Below are 22,595 nucleotides of genomic sequence, written 5' to 3' on the forward strand. Positions count from 1 at the left end.
AAATCAATCCGATGGGGGTTTTACATGAAACTTTTAAAAGTAGCAGCAATTGCAGCAATCGTATTCTCCGGTAGCGCTCTGGCAGGTTCTATTCCTCAGTACGGCGGTGGCGGCGGTAACCACGGTGGTGGTGGCAATAACAGCGGCCCGAATTCAGAGCTGAATATTTACCAGTACGGTGGCGGTAACTCTGCTGTTGCATTGCAGGCTGATGCCCGCAACTCTGATCTGACTATTACCCAGCACGGCGGCGGTAACGGTGCAGACGTTGGACAAGGTTCTGATGACAGCTCAATTGAACTGACCCAGCGTGGCTTCGGTAACAGCGCCACTCTTGATCAGTGGAACGGTAAAAACTCTGAAATGACTGTTAAACAGTTCGGTGGTGGCAACGGTGCAGCAGTTGACCAGACTGCATCTAACTCCAGCGTCAACGTAACTCAGGTTGGCTTTGGTAACAACGCGACCGCTCATCAGTACTAATACAGAATTTGTATGACAGAAACAGGGCGTAAGCCCTGTTTTTTTTCGGGAGAATAGTATGAACGCGTTATTACTTCTCGCGGCGCTTTCCAGCCAGATAACCTTTAATACAACTCAGCAAGGTGACATGTACACCATTATTCCTGAAGTTACTCTGACGCAATCATGCTTGTGCCGGGTTCAGATATTGTCACTACGCGAAGGCAGTTCGGGACAAAGTCAGACGAAGCAAGAAAAGACCCTTTCATTACCCGCTAATCAACCCATTGCCTTGACGAAGTTGAGTTTAAATATTTCCCCGGACGATCGGGTGAAAATAGTTGTTACGGTTTCTGATGGACAGTCACTTCATTTATCACAACAATGGCCGCCCTCTTCAGGAAAGTCTTAATGTATTGATAGTTGAGCATAAAACGAGCCGGAAGAGAACGGTCTGATGCGAATCGACCAACCTGAAAGCATGGATAACCCCCTCAAGGATGATTAATCATTGAGGAAACAGAATAGATGTTCAGACCGTTGTTAAACTCCCTTATGCTCGGCAGCCTGGTTTTTCCTTTCTTTGCAACAGCGGAAAACAATGCGCAAGGTGGCGTGATTCATTTTTATGGTCAAATTGTGGAACCCGCGTGTGACGTGATGCAAACGCCAGTTGAAATGACTTGTATGCAAAATGGTCCAGTACAGAGCAAAACGTATTCCAGCAAAGAGCTAATGAGTGGCAAAGTTAAAAATGCGCAAATTGCCTCAGTAAAAGTGCAGTATCTTGATGAGCAGAAAAAGCTGGCTGTGATGAACATCGAATATAACTAAGTTTCTGAACTACTCACGCTACTGACAAGAAAAATGCGATTTACCTAAAAACACTGCTGTACACTTAAGAAACAAGAGGGTGTAAGGAGGCGTTATGAAATCGCGTATTCATGTTGTGCAGGGTGATATTACTAAACTAGCCGTTGATGTTATTGTTAATGCGGCTAATCCGTCACTAATGGGGGGCGGCGGCGTTGATGGCGCTATTCATCGCGCAGCCGGCCCGGCGTTGCTGGATGCCTGTTTGAAAGTTCGCCAGCAACAGGGCGATTGCCCCACAGGACATGCAGTGATTACTCTTGCGGGCGATCTCCCTGCCAAAGCTGTTGTGCATACCGTTGGGCCTGTCTGGCGCGGTGGCGAACAAAACGAAGACCAGTTATTGCAGGATGCCTATCTCAATAGTCTACGACTGGTAGCGGCAAACGGCTATGCGACAGTGGCTTTTCCTGCCATCAGTACCGGCGTTTATGGCTACCCGCGTGCTGCAGCGGCTGAAATCGCAGTAAAAACCGTTTCAGAATTTATTACCCGTCACGCTTTGCCTGAGCAGGTATACTTTGTCTGTTATGATGCAGAAAATGCCCATCTCTACGAAAGACTCCTTACCCAACAAGGAGATGAATGATTTGCCCCGGCTGGCGAGCGCGGTGCTGCCGCTGTGCTCGCAACATCCTGGGCAGTGCGGCATTTTCCCCCTGGATAAAAGTCTGGATGCGTTCGCTGCACGATATCGTCTGGCAGAAATGGCGGAGCATACTCTGGATGTTCAGTATTACATCTGGCAGGACGATATGTCGGGGCGATTGCTATTTTCGGCTCTGTTAGCCGCAGCGAAGCGTGGCGTTCGCGTCCGTTTGTTGCTGGATGACAATAATACTCCCGGTCTTGATGATATTTTACGCTTGCTCGATAGTCACCCGCGTATTGAAGTTCGACTTTTTAATCCTTTCTCTTTCCGCCTGTTACGTCCGCTTGGTTATATCACCGATTTTTCCCGCCTCAATCGTCGTATGCACAATAAAAGTTTTACCATTGATGGTGTGGTGACGCTGGTGGGCGGGCGCAACGTTGGCGATGCCTATTTCGGCGCGGGAGAAGAGCCACTTTTTTCAGATTTAGATGTCCTGGCAATAGGGCCGGTTGTTGAGGACGTTGCCGATGATTTTGCCCGCTATTGGTATTGCAAATCAGTTTCACCGTTGCAGCAGGTGCTGGATGTTCCCGACGGCGAAATGGCTGACCGTATTGAGCTACCTGCGTCCTGGTACAACGACACTGAGACACATCGCTATTTGCGCCAAATGGAGTTAAGTCCATTTATAAATCAACTGGTTGACGGAACGTTGCCGCTTATCTGGGCAAGAACGCGTTTATTAAGTGATGATCCGGCAAAAGGGGAGGGCAAAGCAAAACGGCATTCCCTGTTACCGCAGCGCCTGTTCGATATCATGGGCTCACCCAGCGAACGTATTGATATTATCTCTTCCTATTTTGTGCCAACGCGCGCGGGAGTGGCGCAGCTTTTACGAATGGTGAGAAAAGGAGTCAGGATAGCCATCTTAACCAATTCACTTGCCGCTAACGATGTCGCTGTCGTTCATGCCGGGTATGCCCGCTGGCGCAAAAAGTTACTCCGCTATGGCGTGGAATTGTATGAACTGAAGCCGACGCGGGAACAGAGCGGCACGTTGCACGATCGCGGTATAACCGGTAATTCCGGCGCAAGCCTTCATGCCAAGACATTCAGTGTCGATGGCAAAATAGTGTTTATTGGCTCATTCAATTTCGATCCGCGTTCAACATTACTCAATACTGAAATGGGCTTCGTGATAGAGAGCGAAACGCTGGCACAATTAATCGATAAACGCTTTATTCAGAGCCAGTATGATGCGGCCTGGCAGCTCCGTCTGGATCGGTGGGGACGAATCAACTGGGTCGATCGCCATGGGAAGGAGGAAATTATCCTCAAAAAAGAACCCGCCACCAGTTTCTGGAAGCGGGTTATGGTCAGATTAGCGTCAATATTGCCCGTTGAATGGTTATTGTAAGTATGGTTTAGCGAGCTGGCGCTTTGTCATTCTCGCGTTTTACGATCGGTTTGCCGGAGAACAAAAACTTCAACAACGGAATGCGTAAATGAATTTCGTACAGAATTATCGCAATCCCTACCACAAATATCAGACCGCAGAGGAAACCCAGCAGATTTGATGTGATGTGCGGAGTGATGTAAGCACCGAAAAAGAGCGTTAATGGGTGATGAACCAGATAAATAAATAGCGATGCGTTTACAAAATAGGTTACCCGCGCCGACTGAAAATTAAGCAAACGGTGGCCGAAGGAGAAGACCACATTCACCATCCACAGGCCGAGCACCATCGTGATCACTGACTCGGTTTCATACATCCAGGCATCGCCGCTGCCGTAGCGTTGATTGAGCAAATAAGCAACAAATGCCAGTGCTGCTGCGAGAGTGCATCCACGAGACGGTGTGGTAAACAAGGCCTTAAGATTAGGGAAAATGAAAGCCAGCGCACCGAGAATAAAGAACGGCATATAAAACAGCGTCTGCATGAAAATAAAATTGAACATGCCATCGCTTAATATGGGTGGATAAACGATAAATAACGTTCTTCTTATTGCTGCATAGCCAATTCCCAGACAGAAAAATAGTATCGATAGCTTAACCATCGAGAAATTTTTATTCGTTTTATCTGAATTTTCTAAATTATTTCTTATTCGTTTAAATATCCATACGCAAAGTGTCGTCATAACGACCAACACCAGTAAAAACCACAGGTGCGAAATTAACTCCCAGGCCAGCGTATTATATTTGTCATACAATGATAGCCCAGGCCAGCTTTCCGCTTTGCCTTTGACATATTGCAGCATAATGAATTGCGGCAAGGTGAGCAGGGGAATAGCCGTTAACATCGGGATTCCTACGCGTTCAACGCGCACTTTCCACCATTTTTTCAACGGGTAGCGCAAAAACAGCATGTAGGAAAAATATCCGGAAATAACGAAAAATACCTGCATACGGAAGGCGTGGATGAAATCGTTAAAAAGCGTCAGCCACCATGACGGTTCTGCGCTATTCACATGCCAGGTGTGGCTTGAATAGATTAAAGAAATATGAAAAGGGATCCCTAACAACATCAACCATGCGCGGATGGAGTCGAGGAAATATTCACGCTGCGCGGGTACTGGATTCATATATGGTTAACTAATCTCGGATTTTTCGTCTTATCCCCGCCGGGTAATGCCTTTAGGCTTTTGCCGTAACGACACTGACCTGCTGCATGAGGTGCAGGCTTCAAATGTGTTTTTGCGCGGCATAGCCGCAATCACTAACCAAAATGGAAGCGCCTGTAAGACGGTTGATAAATAAATTTGCCGGCAAACCCTACACGAACTCGCTCCTTCTGTCTTTAGGAGAAGCACGGAAAGTGAAAACGGTTGCAATCAGGTGCTTAATCCATGAGCCGGCACGCTGAATAATACCGGGATTCTGTTGTCGGAATGGCTGGTTATCCATTAAAATAGATCGGATCGATATAAGCACACAAAGGGGGAAGTGCTTACTTATTATGAAACATAAACTACAAATGATGAAAATGCGTTGGTTGAGTGCTGCAGTAATGTTAACCCTGTATACATCATCAAGCTGGGCCTTCAGCATTGACGATGTCGCAAAGCAAGCTCAATCCTTAGCCGGGAAAGGCTATGAGGCGCCTAAAAGTAACTTGCCCTCCGTTTTCCGCGACATGAAATACGCGGACTATCAACAGATCCAGTTTAATCATGACAAAGCATACTGGAACAATCTGAAGACCCCATTCAAGCTCGAGTTCTACCATCAGGGTATGTACTTCGACACACCGGTCAAAATAAATGAAGTCACTGCAACGGCAGTAAAAAGAATCAAATACAGCCCGGATTATTTCACTTTCGGCGAAGTTCAGCATGACAAAGACACGGTAAAAGACCTCGGTTTCGCCGGTTTTAAAGTGCTTTACCCGATCAACAGCAAAGATAAAAATGATGAAATCGTCAGTATGCTCGGGGCCAGCTATTTTCGCGTGATTGGCGCAGGTCAGGTTTACGGTCTTTCTGCCCGAGGCCTGGCAATTGATACCGCGTTGCCATCAGGTGAAGAATTCCCACGCTTTAAGGAGTTCTGGATCGAGCGTCCAAAACCGACCGACAAGCGTTTAACGATTTATGCGTTGCTTGATTCGCCGCGTGCGACAGGCGCTTATAAGTTTGTTGTTATGCCGGGACGTGACACGGTTGTTGATGTGCAATCGAAAATCTACCTGCGCGATAAAGTCGGCAAACTGGGTGTTGCGCCGTTAACCAGTATGTTCCTGTTCGGGCCGAACCAGCCATCTCCGGCGAATAATTATCGTCCGGAATTGCACGACTCCAACGGTCTGTCTATCCATGCTGGTAACGGTGAGTGGATCTGGCGTCCGCTAAACAACCCGAAACATCTGGCGATCAGCAGCTTCTCGATGGAAAACCCGCAAGGCTTCGGCCTGTTGCAGCGTGGCCGCGATTTCTCCCGCTTTGAAGATCTCGACGATCGTTACGATCTTCGTCCAAGCGCGTGGGTGACACCGAAAGGGGAGTGGGGCAAAGGCAGCGTTGAGCTGGTGGAAATTCCAACCAACGATGAAACCAACGATAACATCGTCGCTTACTGGACGCCGGATCAGTTACCGGAACCAGGTAAAGAGATGAACTTTAAATACACCATTACTTTCAGCCGTGATGAAGACAAACTTCACGCGCCTGATAACGCCTGGGTGCAGCAGACGCGTCGTTCAACGGGGGATGTGAAACAGTCGAACCTGATTCGCCAGCCTGACGGCACTATCGCCTTTGTGGTCGATTTTACCGGCGCAGAGATGAAAAAACTGCCAGAGGATACCCCGGTCACTGCACAAACCAGCATTGGCGATAATGGTGAGATTGTAGAAAGCACGGTGCGCTATAACCCGGTCACCAAAGGCTGGCGTCTGGTAATGCGCGTGAAAGTGAAAGATGCCAAGAAAACCACTGAAATGCGTGCTGCCCTGGTGAATGCCGATCAAACGTTGAGTGAAACCTGGAGCTACCAGTTACCTGCCAATGAATAAGACAACCGAGTACATTGACGCAATGCCCATCTCCGCAAGCGAGAAAGCGGCATTGCCGAAGACTGATATCCGCGCCGTTCATCAGGCGCTGGATGCTGAACACCGAACCTATGCGCGAGAGGATGACTCCCCGCAAGGGTCGGTAAAAGCACGTCTGGAACAAGCCTGGCCAGATTCACTCGCTGATGGACAGTTAATTCAAGACGACGAAGGGCGCGATCAGCTTAAGGCAATGCCGAAAGCAAAACGTTCTTCTATGTTCCCCGATCCGTGGCGTACTAACCCGGTTGGGCGTTTCTGGGATCGTCTGCGTGGGCGCGATGTGACGCCGCGCTATCTGGCGCGGTTGACCAAAGAAGAGCAGGAGAGCGAGCAAAAGTGGCGTACCGTCGGCACCATCCGTCGTTACATCCTGCTTCTCCTCACTCTGGCGCAAACCGTCGTCGCTACCTGGTATATGAAGACCATCCTGCCTTATCAGGGGTGGGCGCTGATTAATCCAGTTGATATGGTCGATCAGGATCTGTGGGTTTCCTTTATGCAGCTTCTGCCTTACATGCTGCAAACCGGTATTCTGATCCTCTTCGCTGTTCTTTTCTGCTGGGTGTCTGCCGGTTTCTGGACGGCGTTGATGGGCTTCCTGCAACTGCTTATTGGTCGCGATAAATACAGTATTTCCGCTTCAACCGTTGGCGATGAACCGTTAAATCCGGAGCATCGCACAGCATTGATCATGCCTATCTGTAACGAAGACGTGAATCGCGTTTTTGCAGGTCTGCGTGCAACGTGGGAATCAGTGAAAGCGACCGGTAATGCCAAACATTTTGATGTTTATATCCTGAGTGACAGCTACAACCCGGACATCTGCGTGGCAGAACAAAAAGCCTGGATGGAGCTGATCGCCGAAGTGCAGGGTGAGGGCCAGATTTTCTATCGCCGCCGTCGCCGTCGCGTGAAGCGTAAAAGCGGTAACATTGACGATTTCTGCCGTCGCTGGGGTAGCCAGTACAGCTACATGGTGGTGTTGGATGCGGACTCGGTGATGACCGGTGATTGTTTGTGCGGTCTGGTGCGCCTGATGGAAGCCAACCCGAACGCCGGGATTATCCAGTCGTCGCCGAAAGCGTCTGGTATGGATACGCTGTATGCACGCTGCCAACAGTTTGCGACCCGTGTCTATGGGCCATTGTTCACTGCTGGTTTGCATTTCTGGCAGCTCGGCGAGTCACACTACTGGGGGCATAACGCGATTATCCGCGTGAAACCGTTTATCGAGCACTGTGCGCTGGCGCCGCTGCCTGGCGAAGGATCATTTGCGGGTTCAATTCTTTCGCACGACTTCGTGGAAGCCGCACTGATGCGCCGTGCAGGCTGGGGGGTATGGATTGCTTACGATCTCCCTGGCTCTTATGAAGAGCTGCCGCCTAACCTGCTTGACGAGTTAAAACGTGACCGCCGCTGGTGCCATGGTAACCTGATGAACTTCCGTTTGTTCCTGGTTAAAGGGATGCACCCGGTTCACCGCGCGGTGTTCCTGACGGGCGTGATGTCTTATCTTTCCGCACCGCTGTGGTTTATGTTCCTCGCGCTCTCTACCGCATTGCAGGTCGTACACGCACTGACCGAACCGCAATACTTCCTGCAACCACGGCAGTTATTCCCGGTCTGGCCACAGTGGCGTCCTGAACTGGCGATTGCGCTGTTTGCCTCGACGATGGTGCTGCTGTTCCTGCCGAAGTTGTTGAGTATTTTGCTTATCTGGTGCAAAGGAACGAAAGAGTATGGCGGCTTCTGGCGAGTTACGTTATCGCTGTTGTTAGAAGTGCTGTTCTCCGTGCTGTTGGCGCCGGTGCGTATGCTATTCCATACGGTATTCGTGGTTAGCGCCTTCCTCGGCTGGGAAGTGGTGTGGAATTCCCCGCAACGTGATGACGACTCTACCTCCTGGGGCGAAGCGTTTAAACGCCACGGCTCACAGCTGCTGCTGGGGTTAGTGTGGGCGGTCGGTATGGCGTGGCTGGATCTGCGTTTCCTGTTCTGGCTGGCACCGATTGTCTTCTCGCTGATTCTGTCACCGTTTGTTTCGGTGATCTCCAGCCGTACAACCGTTGGGCTGCGCACGAAACGCTGGAAACTGTTCCTGATCCCGGAAGAGTATTCACCGCCTCAGGTACTGATCGATACCGATCGTTTCCTTGAGATGAACCGTCAACGTTCTCTCGACGATGGCTTTATGCATGCAGTGTTTAATCCGTCGTTTAACGCTCTGGCAACGGCAATGGCCACCGCGCGTCACCGCGCCAGTAAGGTGCTGGAAATCGCCCGTGACCGCCACGTTGAACAGGCGCTGAACGAGACGCCAGAGAAGCTGAATCGCGATCGTCGTCTGGTGCTGCTAAGCGATCCGGTGACGATGGCTCGTTTGCATTTCCGCGTCTGGAATTCCCCGGAGAGATATTCTTCATGGGTGAGTTACTACGAAGGGATAAAGTTGAATCCACTGGCATTGCGTAAACCGGATACGGCTTCGCAATAAAAGCGTAGATGCCTGCAATATATTGAATTTGCAAGGCTTCGTAGGCCGGATAGGGCGTTCACGCCGCATCCGGCAAAACAACAAGCACTTTATCAGCAATAAAAATACCGGCGTAATGCCGGTATTTTTTTACAGAAGAGGGTTCAAATGCGCTTAATTGTAGTAGGCATCATGGTTGCTTTGCTGAGTGGTTGTGGCAGCATCATTAGCCGCACCATACCGGGACAGGGGCATGGCAACCAATATTATCCCGGCGTGCAGTGGGATGTACGTGACTCCGCATGGCGCTATGTCACAATCCTTGATCTCCCTTTCTCTTTAGTCTTTGATACCTTACTGCTGCCGATCGACATTCATCACGGAGCATATGAGTAATTAACGCTCATCCCACTCATCGGCTGCTGCGCGTCCTTCTTCGGTATCCAGCGGTGGCTCAAGCTGGAATTCACCTTCGTCCCATTCATGCAGAGTATTTTCTTCCTGCCATTCCTGGCGGATTTCAATCTCATCATAGTCGCCATCAAAGATGCTTTGTGCGGCTTCTCCACTGAACATTGGCAGGCATTCACCTTCTTCGCCTTCATCGGCGAGAAACTCAACCTGCCACATAATGTCGCCATCTTGCAGAATATATTTCTGGACATTGAACTGTTGCACATTCGCTTCTTCGGCGTCGATGCCGGGGTTGTCAGCAAGAAATTCTTCGCGTGCGGCATCAATGGCTTCTTCAAGCGTTGCGTACATAGTCATCACGACTCTCCCTTTGATTTGCTGAGGTGTTCAGGGAAAGAATAGCTGATTCTCCGCTTTTGCAAGTATGAAAGGCGAAAAATCAGTTCGATACCTGGGGGAGTCGGCGACGGCGCAGGCTGTTCCACGAATAGACCGCGTTAAACAAAACGACTCCGGCGGTAACCAGAAATACAGCACGAAAGCCGTAGTGTGCTGAAATAGCTGCGCCCATCAACGGCCCCGTAACGTTGCCAATATCGCGAAACGACTGGTTGTAGCTGAAAATGCGCCCGGCGATTTGGTTGGTCGAATTATAAACCAGCAACGTTTGTACGGCGGGGAGCAGAGCGCCGTCTGCGGCGCCGAGCAAAAAGCGTAAAATCCCCAGTTGCAGTGGTGTCTGGACATAAGACATTGGGATCAACAGCAGCACAGAAAAGATCAGCGCAGTTATCAGGATCTTTTCTGGCCCGATACGATCGCCAAGTTTACCGAGTCGTGGAGCACTTAGCAGTGCAGCCACGCCGGGCACGGAGGCGATCATGCCGCTAATAAAGGCGATATTACTGACATTTCCTGCCAGTTCGCGGACATACAGCGTCAGGATTGGCGCGATAGATCCAGTAGCAATCTGGATAATTAATGTTGTGACAAACAGGCTAAGTACCAGTTTCGGATTTTTAAGCGATGTTACGACTTCCCGCATGTGCAGCATCTCTTTTTTGCTGACGGGCTGGAATTTTTCTCTGATACAAAACAGGGTGACGAAAAAGCAGAGTATGAGCACACTGGCGGTAATAAAGAATACCGGACGTAAGCCGTAGTTATCAGCGAGTAAGCCACCAGCCATCGGGCCGAGCAACGCGCCGCTAACGCCGCCGGTGGAGAGCGTACCCAGCGCCCAGCCGCTTTTATTACGCGGTACTTGTGTGGCGATAAGAGCATTGGCGTTGGGGACAAATCCGCCAAGCAAACCAAGCAGCGCCCGCAGGATCAAAAACTGCCAGATATTTTGCGCCAGCCCCATCAGCACCATCACGATGCCCATGCCAAGAGCAGAGCGCAATAGCATGATTTTTCGGCCTTTGCGGTCGGCAAGTCCACCCCAGAAAGGGGAGGCGATGGCGGAGAATAAAAAGGTAATACTGAAGACAATTCCCGACCACATATTCAGCGCGCTGTGGCCAGTGACGCCAAGTTGCTCAACGTAGAGGGGTAAGAATGGCATCACCAGACTGAAGGCGGCACCGGTAAGAAAACAACCTAGCCAGGCAACGATCAGGTTTCGTTTCCAGTTTATGGGGGTGTCATTTTCACAGAGTGACATAGCAATCCGCTGTTGGTGCGCCAGGCGCGGTGAATAAAAGGAGAAAAAGTAAGCACACTAATTATGCGCCTGACTTATAGGTGACGCAATGTACAGAGCTTTTATCGCTAAATCAGGGGGGGGGCAGCGGTAATGCCGGATGCAGTTCGAAACATCCGGCAAGGGAGATTTAATAGCGTGAAGGTACGCCTTCCGGGCGCGTTTTAAAGCGACGATGCAGCCACATGTACTGTTCCGGTGCCATCATGATGCATTTCTCGACCACTTTATTCATCCACGCTGCGGTGACTTCGGCGTTATCCAGAGGCGGTGAACACTCTGGCGGCAGCATGATCAACTGATAGCCTTTGCCGTCTGGCTTACGACGCGGAACGAACGGCACCAGGCACGCACCAGACATTCTCGCCAGCATCCAGGTGCCACTGGTGGTCGCCGCCTGCTCAACAGCAAACAGCGGCACGAAAACGCTCGAGCGCGGACCGTAATCGTGATCCGGCGCATACCAGACCACTTCGCCTTTCTTTAGTGCCCGGATCATGCCTTTTAAATCTTTGCGATCAAGCATCGATTTGTTCGAACGCAGGCGCCCCCAGGTTTGCAGCCAGTCGAGCAACGGATTATCGTTTGGGCGATAGACGCCGATACCCGGCTCCTGCATACCAAATTGCCTTGCGCCCAGCTCCAGCGTCAGAAAATGGATGCCGACCAACAGAATGCCGCGCTTTTGCGCCTGCACGTCACGGATATGTTCCATGCCAATCACTTCCGTCCAGCGGGCAATTCGACGATCCGACCAGAACCACGCCATGCCGGTTTCCATCAACCCCATACCAACGGATTCGAAATTCTTCACCATCATTTCATGGCGTTCTTGTTCGCTCATCTCCGGAAAGCACAGTTCCAGGTTGCGATATACAATTTTGGCGCGACGTTTCATAACATGTAACGCCAGTCGTCCTGCCGCAATGCCAAGGCGGTAGATAATCGGGTAGGGTAACTGAACGACTAACCAAAGTACGCCAATACCCAACCAGGTTAACCAATAACGCGGATGAAGCAGTGCGGTGGAGAACTTGGGTAGATTCGTCATATCAATCCTGTCTTTCAACCTATACGGGCAATTGTATGTATTGTCGCATTTTTTCGTCCGCAACCAAAATTTGTGACCGAAGACTGGGCGAAATTACCGCGTATGTAAATCATTAATAATTTTTAATGCGCAAATGTAGCGTAAAATGTATGGATGTTAATTGTCGATAATTGCTATATCATGCTGCGGATTTTTACTTTCCCACCCCGCAGGAACCGTACACCATGCCAGTGTTACACAACCGCATTTCTAATGACGCGCTGAAAGCCAAAATGCTGGCCGAGAGCGAACCACGCACCACCATTTCGTTCTATAAATATTTCCACATTACCGATCCCAAAACGACTCGCGATGCTTTATATCAGCTATTTACCGCGTTGAATGTCTTTGGACGGGTCTATCTGGCGCATGAAGGGATCAACGCACAAATCAGCGTACCGGCGAGCAACGTAGAGACATTTCGCGCACAGCTTTATGCTTTTGATCCTGCTTTAAACGGTTTACGTCTGAATATTGCGCTGGATGATGACGGGAAATCCTTCTGGGTGCTGCGCATGAAGGTTCGCGACCGAATTGTTGCCGATGGTATTGACGATCCTCAATTTGATGCCAGTAACGTGGGGGAATACCTGCAAGCAGCGGAAGTGAACGCCATGCTTGATGATCCCGATGCGCTGTTTATCGACATGCGCAACCACTATGAATATGAAGTGGGGCATTTTGAAAACGCGCTGGAAATTCCGGCAGATACCTTTCGCGAACAACTGCCAAAAGCGGTTGAGATGATGCAGGCGCATAAAGATAAAAAGATCGTGATGTACTGCACCGGTGGTATTCGTTGCGAAAAGGCCAGTGCCTGGATGAAACATAACGGATTCAATAAAGTCTGGCATATTGAAGGCGGGATTATTGAATACGCTCGTAAGGCGCGTGAACAAGGTTTGCCTGTCCGCTTTGTTGGTAAAAATTTTGTTTTTGACGAGCGGATGGGCGAGCGGATCTCTGACGAAATTATTGCGCATTGTCATCAGTGTGGCACACCTTGTGACAGCCATACCAATTGTAGAAATGATGGCTGTCATCTGTTGTTTATCCAGTGTCCGGCGTGTGCCGAGAAATTCAAGGGCTGTTGTAGTGAGATTTGCTGTGAAGAAAGTGCATTACCGCCTGAAGAACAGCGCCGCCGTCGTGCCGGGCGAGAAAATGGCAATAAGATCTTTAATAAATCGCGTGGACGCCTGAACACGACGCTGGTCATTCCTGATCCAACAGAATAAACATTCGTGCCGGATGTGCGTCATCCGGCAACATCTATGCATTACTTCTGCTGTACACCTTCCACCGAAATAATCAGATCAACCTCCTGCGAAGCTGGACCTAAATCAGTCTTAATGTTGAAGTCTTTCAGCTTAATTTTGCCTTCTGCCTCGAAGCCCGCACGTTTACCGCCCCACGGATCGTCACCCTGACCAATCAATTTTGCTTCCAGCGTTACTGGTTTGGTTACGCCATTTAGTGTCAGATCACCCGTAATATCCAGTTCATCACCGTCTTTCTTCACGCTGGTAGAAGTGAACGTCGCCTGCGGATATTTTGCGGTATTGAGGAAATCTGCGCTGCGAAGATGCTTATCACGTTCGGCGTGATTGGTATCGACGCTGGTGGTGTTAATTGTCACATTCACTTTATCAGCAGCTGGGTTCTTTTCATCAAAGGTAAAAGTACCGTCGAAATCTTTAAAGGTGCCATATAACCAGCTATAGCCAAGGTGCTGGATGCGGAAATTGACAAAGGCGTGCTGACCTTCTTTGTCAATTTTGTAATCGGCGGCGACAGCTGAACCGGCAGAGAACATCAGGGAAGCAAAGGTTAAAGCAAGCAGGCTTTTTTTCATTTTATACTCCATAGTCAGATGACGATTTTCCCAGCATACGCTTCAGGGTGTCGTCTTTATCGATGAAATGATGCTTCAGGGCCATAAATCCGTGCATAACGGACAGTACGACGACGCTCCACGCGAGCCAAAAATGCAGGGCACCGGCAAGGTCAGCCTGTGCGCCAGCATCGGCAAGGGTCGCGGGGATGTCAAACCAGCCAAAAACGCTGATCGGTTTGCCATCGGCGGTCGAGATGAGATAGCCGCTGATGCCAATGGCGAAGAGCAAAAAGTACAGCGTGAGATGTCCAATTTGTGCGCCGAGACGCGTCATGGGCGAATAACTTTGCAATGGACCAGGCGGTGGGGATATAACGCGCCACAGAATGCGTATAACCAGCCCCATCATTAACAGAATACCGACGCTTTTATGCAGCTCTGGTGCTTTGTGATACCAGCCATCGTAATAACTGAGCGTTACCATCCATAGTCCTAAAGCAAACATGCCGTAGATAATGATTGCACTCAGCCAATGAAAGGCCATCGATATAACACCATAACGTTTGGGGGTATTTGTAAGGGGCATAAATGCATCCGAAACTTATTTGCGAAAGAATGAAAATGGCGCGTTGGAGAATGAATTGCAACTGAAAAATAACAATTCGAATGATATTTATTTTTATTTCAATAATTTTGATTTAATAATGAAAGAATCTTCATAAGTTTAGTGGTTTCAGGATGAGGTATGTCAGGGGAATGCTACCAGGACAGAAATAAAGTTATTCAATTTTTCACGCCAAATGAAAGAGAGATTAAGGTTTTGTCAATTTATGTCAGTGGGGTGCGGTTAAAAATAAAACACGTAGATCAGATCCATAATTGCCAATAATCCCCAGAGAAAAAGATATAGCATGAGATGCTCGCGGATATTATTAATGAGATAGTTCACCAGCCGACGCATTAAAAACTCCTGTAAAAACGGCCTCATTTTTGAGGCCGTGATGATGATTATTTGAAGCGGGCAAGTCTGAATGGCGTCAAATCAAAATCGCTATTTATGCCTTGCGCAAAATCGGCGGCTATTTCCCCTAATACCGATGCAAATTTAAATCCGTGTCCACTCAGACCGGTAATCAGCAGCGTATTATCGTGACCGGGCAGGGTGTCGATAATAAAATCTTCATCAGGCGAATTATCGTAAGTGCAGGAAGCGCCGTACAGGCAGCAACCAATACCCGGCAGTATGCTACGTAAGAAGGGAAAGGCTTCAGAACCGTCACTGGCGATTTCAGCAAACGGAACGCGTTCATCCGCTGAATGAATCACCTGTCCACCATTGTGTTTGCCAATTTTCAGGGCGTCATTTTCGGCGGGAAAGCCGTAATATTGATCGCCGTTGGGCAGTTCTCCGGTAAAGGCCGGAAATTTATTTTTCATACTATAACGACCATCGGCCTGATACCAGGCGAATACTTTGCGTACTGGCTGGACAGGGAGTTCTGGCAGCAGGTCTTTTACCCAGGTTCCCGCGCAGACGATCGCTTTTTTCGCCTGATACTCGCCGTCAGCTGTTGTAATGGTTACGCCGTTGTCATCATGGTGAATAGCGGTAACCGGGCAATTAAACAGTTGAGCACAGCCAGCTTCATTCGCCAGTTTGATCCAGGTTTTAATCGCCAGTTCGCTGTGCAGAAAGCCAGAATCAGCCTCAAACAAGCCGATGTAATTGTCAGGAACGCGTATTTCAGGCCAGCGAGCCATAATGGCCTGCGCATCCAGTTTTTCGACGTTGAGTTGCCATTGTTCCGCGCTGTGGGCGACATTGGCGAGGAATTCGGAGTCGGCAGGGCCGAGGTTGATGACGCCAGAGCGCACAAAAACGGGGTCTTCTTCGTTGTAACGGGTGAGTTCATCCCACAGGGTTTGCGCGCGAAGCACCAACGGAACATACTTTTCGCCTTCACCATAAGCATGGCGAATTAATCGTGTATCACCGTGGTGGCTGCCGTGTTGGTGCGGCGGCATATGGGCGTCGGTCATCAGCACTTTCAAACCGGCCCGAGTGGCATAATACCCGGCTGCAGCACCTACGGAACCGCTGCCAATAATGATGAGATCGTATTTCATTTTTTTCTCTCTGCTCTCATGGTTTAAGCAGAGTAATTAAGTGAATGCAGATATACAACCCAGAAATAGTAAAGGCACCAATCTGGTGCCTTTTGGGTGGATGGTCATGTCAAGTTAATGACGACGATACTCATTTACATGGAAATCACCAGATTCAATTTTGGCTATTCCTGCTTCTAATATCGAAATAAATTGTCTGGCAACATCAGTAGTTAACCAGAGTGTCTGACCAACTTCAGTCCCTTCCTGCTCGGACTTATTTGGGGTCTGGTAGTGCAAACGCAACATCAGAGCATCATAGCTATCAACGGTGCTGATGTCCCACCCTACGAGCGGATGAGTCTGAATGACTTCATTGTTTTTTTCCATCATGGCCCCCTAATTCGTGTTACTAGACAACGTTATTCGAGGTTCAATGCATTTTTATCTGAAGCAACTTCAGTATACCAATAAGTAAGGGTATCCACAGAATTTTTAAAGGGGGAAAGAGATATTTTTTTGTTTTTAAGATTTATATGAACAATAAAACAGCATGTCATTCATATTTTTTTAGCATATCGTGCAATTATTTTGAGGAAGTGTAGAAATTTTGTGCTGAAAATAAAAAAGCCGGGGCGACCCGGCAAAAACAAACATTACTGTATATTATTCGCTAACGAACCAGTCATCTGCGCTTTCCCATGTTTCTTGCAGAATTTCGCTAATGCGCTGTTTATCTTCTTTTGTTGCGCCAATAACCGATAAATTATTGGCTGCGGCATAACGAACAGAAACATGACCTTCGTTATCAGGAAACGCATATTGAATACGGCGGGAAAGTTCACCGGCCAGGGCGTCAATGGCTCCGGCAGGTAATGGAGAAGTTTTTGCTATGGTGACTTCAATTCTCATAATAGCCCCCTGTTTTACATACTGGTTATTTATACAGGTAAAATAACCTAATGACAACAGGGAACTACGTTTTTTATTGTTTAACTGTCCAGCGTACCGTTTCTCCGGCCAGGAATGGCACCAACGTGTCGTCAGTCAGAGCGATGCTTTCAGCCACTTTCTGCTCTTCGCGTACCAGTTCAATAAACGATTCGTTGACCGGTAAACCATAGAACTGCGGGCCGTTTAAAGAACAGAACGCTTCAAAGTGCTGTAACGCATTCATTTCTTCAAAGACAGTGGCGTAACTGCCCAGCGCCGTTGGTGCATTAAAACAGCCGGCACAACCGCAACTACTCTCTTTGCGATGACGCGCATGTGGCGCGGAGTCAGTCCCAAGGAAAACGCGACTAAAGCCACTGGCGACCAGTTCACGCAGCGCCTGTTGATGCACATTACGTTTGAGAATGGGCAGGCAGTACAGGTGCGGACGTACACCACCAACCAGCATGTGGTTACGGTTAAACATCAAATGTTGAGGGGTAATGGTAGCAGCCAGTAGTTCATTACCATCACGAACATATTCAGCGGCATCTTTAGTCGTGATGTGCTCAAAAACCACTTTCAGCCCAGCCAGGCGTTGGCGTAGCGGTTCCATAACAGTTTCAATAAAGCGAGCTTCACGGTCAAAAATGTCAATGTCGGCGTGTGTCTCTTCTCCGTGTACCAGCAGTGGCATACCCATTTTTTCCATTCGCTCCAGTACGGGCATGATAGCGTCAACCGACGTCACGCCGTGGCTGGAGTTGGTGGTCGCGTTTGCCGGGTAAAGTTTTGCAGCGGTAAACACGCCTTCGTTAAACCCTCGCTCCAGTTCGTCTGCATCCAGTGAATCAGTTAAGTAGCAGGTCATCAGCGGGGTGAAGTCGTGCCCGGCAGGGACGGCGTCAAGAATACGTTGACGATAAGCCACGGCAGCTTCAACGGTCGTCACGGGCGGTGCCAGATTGGGCATAACGATGGCCCGACCATAGGTTTGGCTGGTATACGGCACGACAGTTTTTAACATGTCGCCATCGCGGAGGTGAAGGTGCCAGTCGTCTGGGCGGCGGATCTTTAATACCTGGGATGGTGCAGTCATTAATCTCTATGCTCCGGCTGAAGGGATGTTTTTGCCGGACACAAAGGATAAGCGGAAACGTTTTCCTTTGCACGAAAAATAAAGGGCGCGAATGCGCCCTCGTGTTTAATCAGTAAACGGAATGACAATTTCGCCAGGTTTCACCTCAATACCTTTCGCCAGTTTTTTCGCCATTGCTTCACCTTTGCTGCCATCTTCGCGCAGAATGTAAGCCGGTTGCTGGTTAAAGTAGTTGCGTAATGCCTGATTCAAATAGGGGAGCAACGTTTGCATCACTGTCTGCATTTTTTCCGGTTGTACCGTCGCATCGACCACTTCCATTTCCTTCAGGAAGATAGCGCCTTTTTCTTTATCGAAAACCGGCAGTGCTTTCAGTTTTAGTTTCATGGTCGCTTTCTGGCTGCCGAACAGGGAGTTCATATCCAGATTTGCATCCCCGGTTAAGGTTATCTTATTCGGCTCTTCGCGACCAATTTGGCTGGTCAGGTTTGTCAGAACAATATGGGCGTCAGCTACGCCGGGCAAACCGATATCTTTCGAGAAATTATTATGTTTCTCAAGCGACTGGTTAATTTCTTGTTCGCTAATCGTGTACTGGGTGAGTTGATTACAGCCAACGAGCAGGCCGCTGACGAGCAATGCAGCGGCAAATAAAAACTTGTTCATGGTAGTCCTCGACATGAAATCTGCGTCAATATCCTGACACAACGCAGCATGTGCCACCAGCGTTAAACTCGCCAGCAGAAAAAACTGAATTCTGCGGCGGCTGGTAATAACAAGCTGTTAAGGCGCGTCAGGTTGACAGGACGAGCAATGGTAACAGAACGCATCGCGTTTTCAGGCATCGCGTTCCAGCAACCGACGCGCAGCGCGCTTCTGGCTAAATTGCCAACCCAGAGCAAGAAAGGTGATTATGCCAATAATGCCCAACATCATCCACGGTAGCTCTGGTTGTTGTGCCGACTTACCCAGATCAAACAGCCAACCGCCGCCGATATAACCGATAGCGCCGCCAATCGCCAGACCCAGACGACTAAACCCCATATAGCTGCCGCGCGCTCGCGCATCCGCCAGCGAGGCGCTTAAGGTTTCACGCGCAGGTTCGGCAATGATCGACCCGATATAAAACAGACAAATCAGGGTGAAGAGTTGTTGCAGACTGCTGACCATTCCAACTGGCATCATGCTTAACGACATGACTAACAGCCCAGCCATCAACCGATGTTCCAGACGAAAACGCTTTTCGCTCCAGCGAGCGATAGGGTAGAGCAAGGTTAAGGAGAGACATGCTTCAATGGCATACATCCATTTAACGGCAGAGGATGCGCCAGCAACATCGTTGACCATAATCGGCAGCATCAGCATCACCTGAACGGCCAGCATGTAGTAGCCCGCCAGCGTCAGGACGTAAGTGACAAAACGTTTATCACGCATCACGCGAGCCATGCCTTCGCGGACTGGCGTGCGCACGGTAGAGAGTTTCCACGCCGGTAACAACCAGGCATTAAATGCTGCACACAGCACAAACAGAATCGCCCCCGTGGCGCAGACCAGGCGGAAATCATATTGCAACAGCCAGCTCCCCAACAATGCGCCAATGACCGCACCGGCACTGTCCTGCATCATTAACAACGAGAAAAAGCGGCCACGCTGCTGCGGGCGAATCAATTTGACCACCAGCGCCGAACGCGGCGGATCGAAAAGAGTGCCGCCAAGACCTGAGAGAAGGCAGGAAAACCACAGTAGCCAGGGCTCCTGAGCGATGCCCATGGTGGCGAATCCGGCGGCGCGCATCAGCATACCGGTGACAATCATCGGTTTAGCGCCAAAGCGGTCGGCAATTGCGCCGCCAAAAATACCCAACCCCTGCTGAATGAACTGACGCAGACCGAGGGCAATACCGACCATCACGGCGGCCCAGCCCATTTGATCAACGAAGCGGATGGAGATCAGCGGAAAGACAACAAAGAACCCCAGCACGACCAGCATATTATCGATGAGCAGGAAATATTTACCCAGGTTCCTCGCCTGCGACACGCGCGACATTTCCCCTCCCGGGAAATAAAAGATGAGCACTTTCTATTCTGCATGGTCGCTAATACTTTTCCCACAATTCCCGGGACAATATTTTTTTATCGAAAGCCCTCTTTGATAGAGAGTTTTTATCAAATATGTGAATAATGCAGGAAATGGTATTTGGGACTTTTCACAGGCTCTGGTTGCGCAGGTATAGTAATACTTACAGCGTATTAAAGACGTTACGGGAAGGAGTAGGTATAGAATGTTTGGCTATCGCAGTAACGTGCCAAAAGTGCGCTTAACCACGGACCGACTGGTCGTGCGTCTGGTGCATGATCGTGATGCCTGGCGGCTGGCGGATTATTACGCAGAGAATCGCCATTTCCTCAAGCCCTGGGAGCCAGTGCGCGACGAAAGCCACTGCTATCCTTCAGGCTGGCAGGCCAGGTTAAGCATGATTAATGAATTTCATAAACAAGGTTCTGCATTCTATTTTGGGTTGTTCGACCCGGATGAGAAAGAGATTATTGGCGTTGCCAATTTTTCTAATGTGGTGCGAGGATCTTTTCATGCCTGCTATCTCGGTTATTCGATTGGGCAAAAATGGCAGGGCAAAGGGCTAATGTTTGAAGCCCTGACCGCCGCCATTCGTTATATGCAGCGCACCCAACATATTCATCGCATTATGGCCAACTATATGCCGCACAATAAACGCAGCGGTGATTTACTTGCGCGACTGGGTTTTGAAAAAGAAGGCTATGCGAAAGACTATTTGTTGATTGATGGACAATGGCGCGATCACGTACTGACGGCATTAACCACCCCAGACTGGACGCCCGGCCGCTAAGGAGAATCTCATGAAATATCAACTTACTGCACTGGAAGCCCGCGTGATTGGCTGCTTGCTGGAAAAACAGGTGACAACGCCGGAGCAATATCCGCTTTCTGTAAATGGTGTAGTAACGGCCTGTAATCAGAAAACGAACCGTGAACCGGTAATGAATCTGAGTGAATCCGAGGTGCAGGAGCAGCTGGATAATCTGGTCAAACGTCATTATTTACGCACGGTGAGCGGTTTTGGTAATCGGGTCACCAAATATGAGCAACGCTTTTGTAATTCAGAATTTGGCGATCTAAAACTGAGCGCCGCAGAAGTGGCGTTGATAACCACTTTGCTGTTACGCGGTGCCCAGACGCCAGGCGAATTGCGCAGCCGCGCGGCGCGGATGTATGAATTTAGCGATATGGCGGAAGTGGAGGCCACGCTGGAACAACTGGCTAATCGCGAAGACGGTCCTTTTGTGGTTCGCCTGGCTCGTGAACCGGGTAAACGTGAAAGCCGTTATATGCATCTTTTTAGCGGTGAGGTTGAGGATCAGTCGGTGTTAGCGGAGTCGTCGAACGCGGTTGACGGCGATTTACAGGCTCGTGTCGAAGCACTGGAAATCGAAGTGGCAGAACTGAAACAGCGTCTTGATTCATTGCTGGCCCATCTGGGAGATTAAAGTGAAAAAATTACGTATCGGCGTAGTGGGATTAGGCGGCATCGCGCAAAAAGCGTGGTTACCGGTGCTGGCGGCAGCATCAGACTGGACGTTACAAGGCGCGTGGTCGCCAACGCGTGAGAAAGCTCTGCCAGTTTGTGAAAGCTGGCGCATTCCCTACGCTGATTCGTTATCCAGCCTCGCCGTCAGTTGCGATGCAGTTTTCGTGCATTCAAGCACTGCCAGCCACTTTGAGGTTGTCAGTGCGCTGTTAAATGCGGGGGTGCATGTTTGTGTCGATAAACCGCTGGCGGAAAATCTGCGTGATGCCGAGCGGCTGGTGGAACTGGCAGCACGGAAAAAACTCACCCTGATGGTCGGTTTTAACCGCCGTTTCGCACCGCTCTACTGTGAGTTAAAAACGCAACTCGCTACGGCGGCCTCGCTAAGAATGGATAAGCATCGTAGCAATAGTGTCGGGCCGCACGATCTTTATTTCACGTTGCTGGATGATTATCTGCATGTGGTGGATACCGCGCTGTGGTTGTCTGGCGGCAAAGCCTCCCTGGATGGCGGCACGTTACTGACTAACGACGCTGGCGAAATGCTGTTTGCCGAGCACCATTTTTCTGCGGGTTCTTTGCAGATTACTACCAGTATGCATCGCCGTGCCGGAAGTCAGCGTGAAGCCGTGCAGGCCGTGACTGACGGTGCGCTCATCGACATTACGGATATGCGTGAATGGCGTGAGGAGCGCGGGCAGGGGGTAGTGCATAAACCGATTCCAGGCTGGCAGAGTACCCTTGAGCAGCGTGGATTTGTTGGTTGCGCACGTCACTTCATTGAATGCGTGCAAAATCAGACAGTTCCGCAAACCGCCGGTGAACAGGCTGTGCTGGCGCAGCGCATCGTTGACAAGATCTGGCGCGACGCGATGAGTGAATAAACCCTGT

General features: G+C 49.7%; 25 protein-coding genes. 12 read left to right on the forward strand and 13 right to left on the reverse strand.

Translation table 11 applies throughout. From position 1 onward, the window contains the following. Window positions 1–24: 24 nt before the first annotated feature. The 5 genes from csgA (at window position 25) to clsC (ending at window position 3,347) form a co-directional block, all read left to right on the forward strand. Window positions 25–483 carry a curli major subunit CsgA gene (gene csgA / locus WC5_RS07190; RefSeq protein WP_000771421.1) on the forward strand — a complete coding sequence of 153 codons (459 nt, stop codon included), beginning with the start codon at window positions 25–27 and terminating at the stop codon, window positions 481–483. Between the two features lie 58 nt (window positions 484–541). Next, entirely contained in the window at window positions 542–874 is a 333-nt protein-coding gene (csgC, locus tag WC5_RS07185) for a curli assembly chaperone CsgC (RefSeq protein WP_000992819.1), read from the forward strand. A 116-nt stretch (window positions 875–990) separates the two neighbouring features. Further along, window positions 991–1,296, forward strand: coding sequence for a YmdA family protein (locus tag WC5_RS07180; RefSeq protein ID WP_000489600.1), 306 nt, complete (start codon window positions 991–993; stop codon window positions 1,294–1,296). A 94-nt stretch (window positions 1,297–1,390) separates the two neighbouring features. Beyond that, window positions 1,391–1,924 carry an O-acetyl-ADP-ribose deacetylase gene (gene ymdB / locus WC5_RS07175; protein ID WP_000842234.1) on the forward strand — a complete coding sequence of 178 codons (534 nt, stop codon included), beginning with the start codon at window positions 1,391–1,393 and terminating at the stop codon, window positions 1,922–1,924. Beyond that, the gene (gene clsC / locus WC5_RS07170) at window positions 1,866–3,347 is read left to right on the forward strand and encodes a cardiolipin synthase ClsC (protein WP_016231663.1); all 1,482 of its coding nucleotides are present in this window, start codon (window positions 1,866–1,868) and stop codon (window positions 3,345–3,347) included. The genes ymdB and clsC overlap by 59 nt, the downstream gene beginning before the upstream one ends. A 7-nt stretch (window positions 3,348–3,354) precedes the next feature. Here clsC and mdoC read toward each other — a convergent pair whose 3' ends face one another. Further along, a complete protein-coding gene (gene mdoC / locus WC5_RS07165) occupies window positions 3,355–4,512 on the reverse strand; it encodes a glucans biosynthesis protein MdoC (RefSeq protein WP_001070366.1) in 1,158 nt (385 codons plus the stop codon). A gap of 392 nt (window positions 4,513–4,904) precedes the next feature. Between mdoC and mdoG the strand changes: the two genes are divergently transcribed. The 3 genes from mdoG (at window position 4,905) to WC5_RS07150 (ending at window position 9,351) form a co-directional block, all read left to right on the forward strand. Next, window positions 4,905–6,440 (forward strand): glucans biosynthesis protein MdoG, encoded by a 1,536-nt coding sequence (gene mdoG / locus WC5_RS07160; RefSeq protein WP_077629266.1) that lies wholly within the window; start codon window positions 4,905–4,907, stop codon window positions 6,438–6,440. After that, window positions 6,433–8,976 carry a glucans biosynthesis glucosyltransferase MdoH gene (gene mdoH / locus WC5_RS07155; RefSeq protein ID WP_010351277.1) on the forward strand — a complete coding sequence of 848 codons (2,544 nt, stop codon included), beginning with the start codon at window positions 6,433–6,435 and terminating at the stop codon, window positions 8,974–8,976. Before mdoG ends, mdoH begins: the two co-directional genes overlap by 8 nt. A gap of 147 nt (window positions 8,977–9,123) precedes the next feature. Next, entirely contained in the window at window positions 9,124–9,351 is a 228-nt protein-coding gene (locus WC5_RS07150) for a YceK/YidQ family lipoprotein (RefSeq protein WP_001237191.1), read from the forward strand. On the opposite strand, the gene WC5_RS07145 is transcribed toward WC5_RS07150, so the two are convergent. The 3 genes from WC5_RS07145 to lpxL all read right to left on the reverse strand — a co-directional run bounded on the left by WC5_RS07145 (window position 9,352) and on the right by lpxL (window position 12,125). After that, the gene (locus WC5_RS07145; protein ID WP_000180062.1) at window positions 9,352–9,726 is read right to left on the reverse strand and encodes a MysB family protein; all 375 of its coding nucleotides are present in this window, start codon (window positions 9,724–9,726) and stop codon (window positions 9,352–9,354) included. 82 nt (window positions 9,727–9,808) lie between these two features. Continuing rightward, window positions 9,809–11,035 carry a multidrug efflux MFS transporter MdtG gene (gene mdtG, locus WC5_RS07140; RefSeq protein ID WP_000050574.1) on the reverse strand — a complete coding sequence of 409 codons (1,227 nt, stop codon included), beginning with the start codon at window positions 11,033–11,035 and terminating at the stop codon, window positions 9,809–9,811. Window positions 11,036–11,204: 169 nt separating this feature from the next. Continuing rightward, window positions 11,205–12,125, reverse strand: coding sequence for a kdo(2)-lipid IV(A) lauroyltransferase (lpxL, locus tag WC5_RS07135; protein WP_010351771.1), 921 nt, complete (start codon window positions 12,123–12,125; stop codon window positions 11,205–11,207). A 224-nt stretch (window positions 12,126–12,349) separates the two neighbouring features. Here lpxL and trhO point away from each other — a divergent pair, with 224 nt between their 5' ends. After that, on the forward strand, window positions 12,350–13,402 hold the full coding sequence (gene trhO / locus WC5_RS07130) for an oxygen-dependent tRNA uridine(34) hydroxylase TrhO (protein WP_010351773.1): 1,053 nt from the start codon (window positions 12,350–12,352) through the stop codon (window positions 13,400–13,402). A gap of 41 nt (window positions 13,403–13,443) precedes the next feature. Here trhO and WC5_RS07125 read toward each other — a convergent pair whose 3' ends face one another. The 9 genes from WC5_RS07125 to mdtH all read right to left on the reverse strand — a co-directional run bounded on the left by WC5_RS07125 (window position 13,444) and on the right by mdtH (window position 20,185). After that, the gene (locus WC5_RS07125; RefSeq protein WP_000749186.1) at window positions 13,444–14,019 is read right to left on the reverse strand and encodes a YceI family protein; all 576 of its coding nucleotides are present in this window, start codon (window positions 14,017–14,019) and stop codon (window positions 13,444–13,446) included. Between the two features lies 1 nt (window position 14,020). Further along, on the reverse strand, window positions 14,021–14,587 hold the full coding sequence (locus WC5_RS07120) for a cytochrome b (protein ID WP_001131605.1): 567 nt from the start codon (window positions 14,585–14,587) through the stop codon (window positions 14,021–14,023). Window positions 14,588–14,848: 261 nt separating this feature from the next. Beyond that, window positions 14,849–14,962: a YceO family protein gene (locus WC5_RS07115; RefSeq protein WP_001253739.1), complete on the reverse strand. Its 114-nt coding sequence runs from the start codon at window positions 14,960–14,962 to the stop codon at window positions 14,849–14,851. Window positions 14,963–15,009: 47 nt separating this feature from the next. Next, a complete protein-coding gene (gene solA / locus WC5_RS07110) occupies window positions 15,010–16,128 on the reverse strand; it encodes an N-methyl-L-tryptophan oxidase (RefSeq protein WP_000872756.1) in 1,119 nt (372 codons plus the stop codon). Window positions 16,129–16,242: 114 nt separating this feature from the next. Next, window positions 16,243–16,497, reverse strand: coding sequence for a biofilm formation regulator BssS (gene bssS, locus WC5_RS07105; RefSeq protein WP_000414435.1), 255 nt, complete (start codon window positions 16,495–16,497; stop codon window positions 16,243–16,245). A 276-nt stretch (window positions 16,498–16,773) separates the two neighbouring features. Then, on the reverse strand, window positions 16,774–17,019 hold the full coding sequence (gene dinI / locus WC5_RS07100; RefSeq protein WP_001217754.1) for a DNA damage-inducible protein I: 246 nt from the start codon (window positions 17,017–17,019) through the stop codon (window positions 16,774–16,776). A 73-nt stretch (window positions 17,020–17,092) separates the two neighbouring features. Beyond that, entirely contained in the window at window positions 17,093–18,139 is a 1,047-nt protein-coding gene (pyrC, locus tag WC5_RS07095) for a dihydroorotase (protein ID WP_000126573.1), read from the reverse strand. A gap of 105 nt (window positions 18,140–18,244) precedes the next feature. Continuing rightward, window positions 18,245–18,805, reverse strand: a complete 561-nt coding sequence (locus tag WC5_RS07090) for a lipoprotein (RefSeq protein WP_010351783.1) — start codon at window positions 18,803–18,805, stop codon at window positions 18,245–18,247. A 171-nt stretch (window positions 18,806–18,976) separates the two neighbouring features. After that, window positions 18,977–20,185, reverse strand: a complete 1,209-nt coding sequence (gene mdtH / locus WC5_RS07085) for a multidrug efflux MFS transporter MdtH (RefSeq protein ID WP_016231666.1) — start codon at window positions 20,183–20,185, stop codon at window positions 18,977–18,979. A gap of 235 nt (window positions 20,186–20,420) precedes the next feature. Between mdtH and rimJ the strand changes: the two genes are divergently transcribed. Genes rimJ through WC5_RS07070 form a run of 3 tightly spaced genes read left to right on the forward strand, consistent with a single transcriptional unit; the run spans window position 20,421 to window position 22,588 of the window. Continuing rightward, the gene (gene rimJ / locus WC5_RS07080) at window positions 20,421–21,005 is read left to right on the forward strand and encodes a ribosomal protein S5-alanine N-acetyltransferase (protein ID WP_000468197.1); all 585 of its coding nucleotides are present in this window, start codon (window positions 20,421–20,423) and stop codon (window positions 21,003–21,005) included. 10 nt (window positions 21,006–21,015) lie between these two features. Beyond that, window positions 21,016–21,663 carry a YceH family protein gene (locus WC5_RS07075; RefSeq protein ID WP_000877098.1) on the forward strand — a complete coding sequence of 216 codons (648 nt, stop codon included), beginning with the start codon at window positions 21,016–21,018 and terminating at the stop codon, window positions 21,661–21,663. A gap of 1 nt (window position 21,664) precedes the next feature. Beyond that, window positions 21,665–22,588, forward strand: a complete 924-nt coding sequence (locus WC5_RS07070; RefSeq protein ID WP_000736173.1) for a Gfo/Idh/MocA family protein — start codon at window positions 21,665–21,667, stop codon at window positions 22,586–22,588. Window positions 22,589–22,595: the final 7 nt, after the last annotated feature.

It is taken from the genome of Escherichia sp. KTE114 (genome assembly GCF_000407765.1).
GTDB classification, from domain to species: Bacteria; Pseudomonadota; Gammaproteobacteria; order Enterobacterales; family Enterobacteriaceae; genus Escherichia; species Escherichia ruysiae.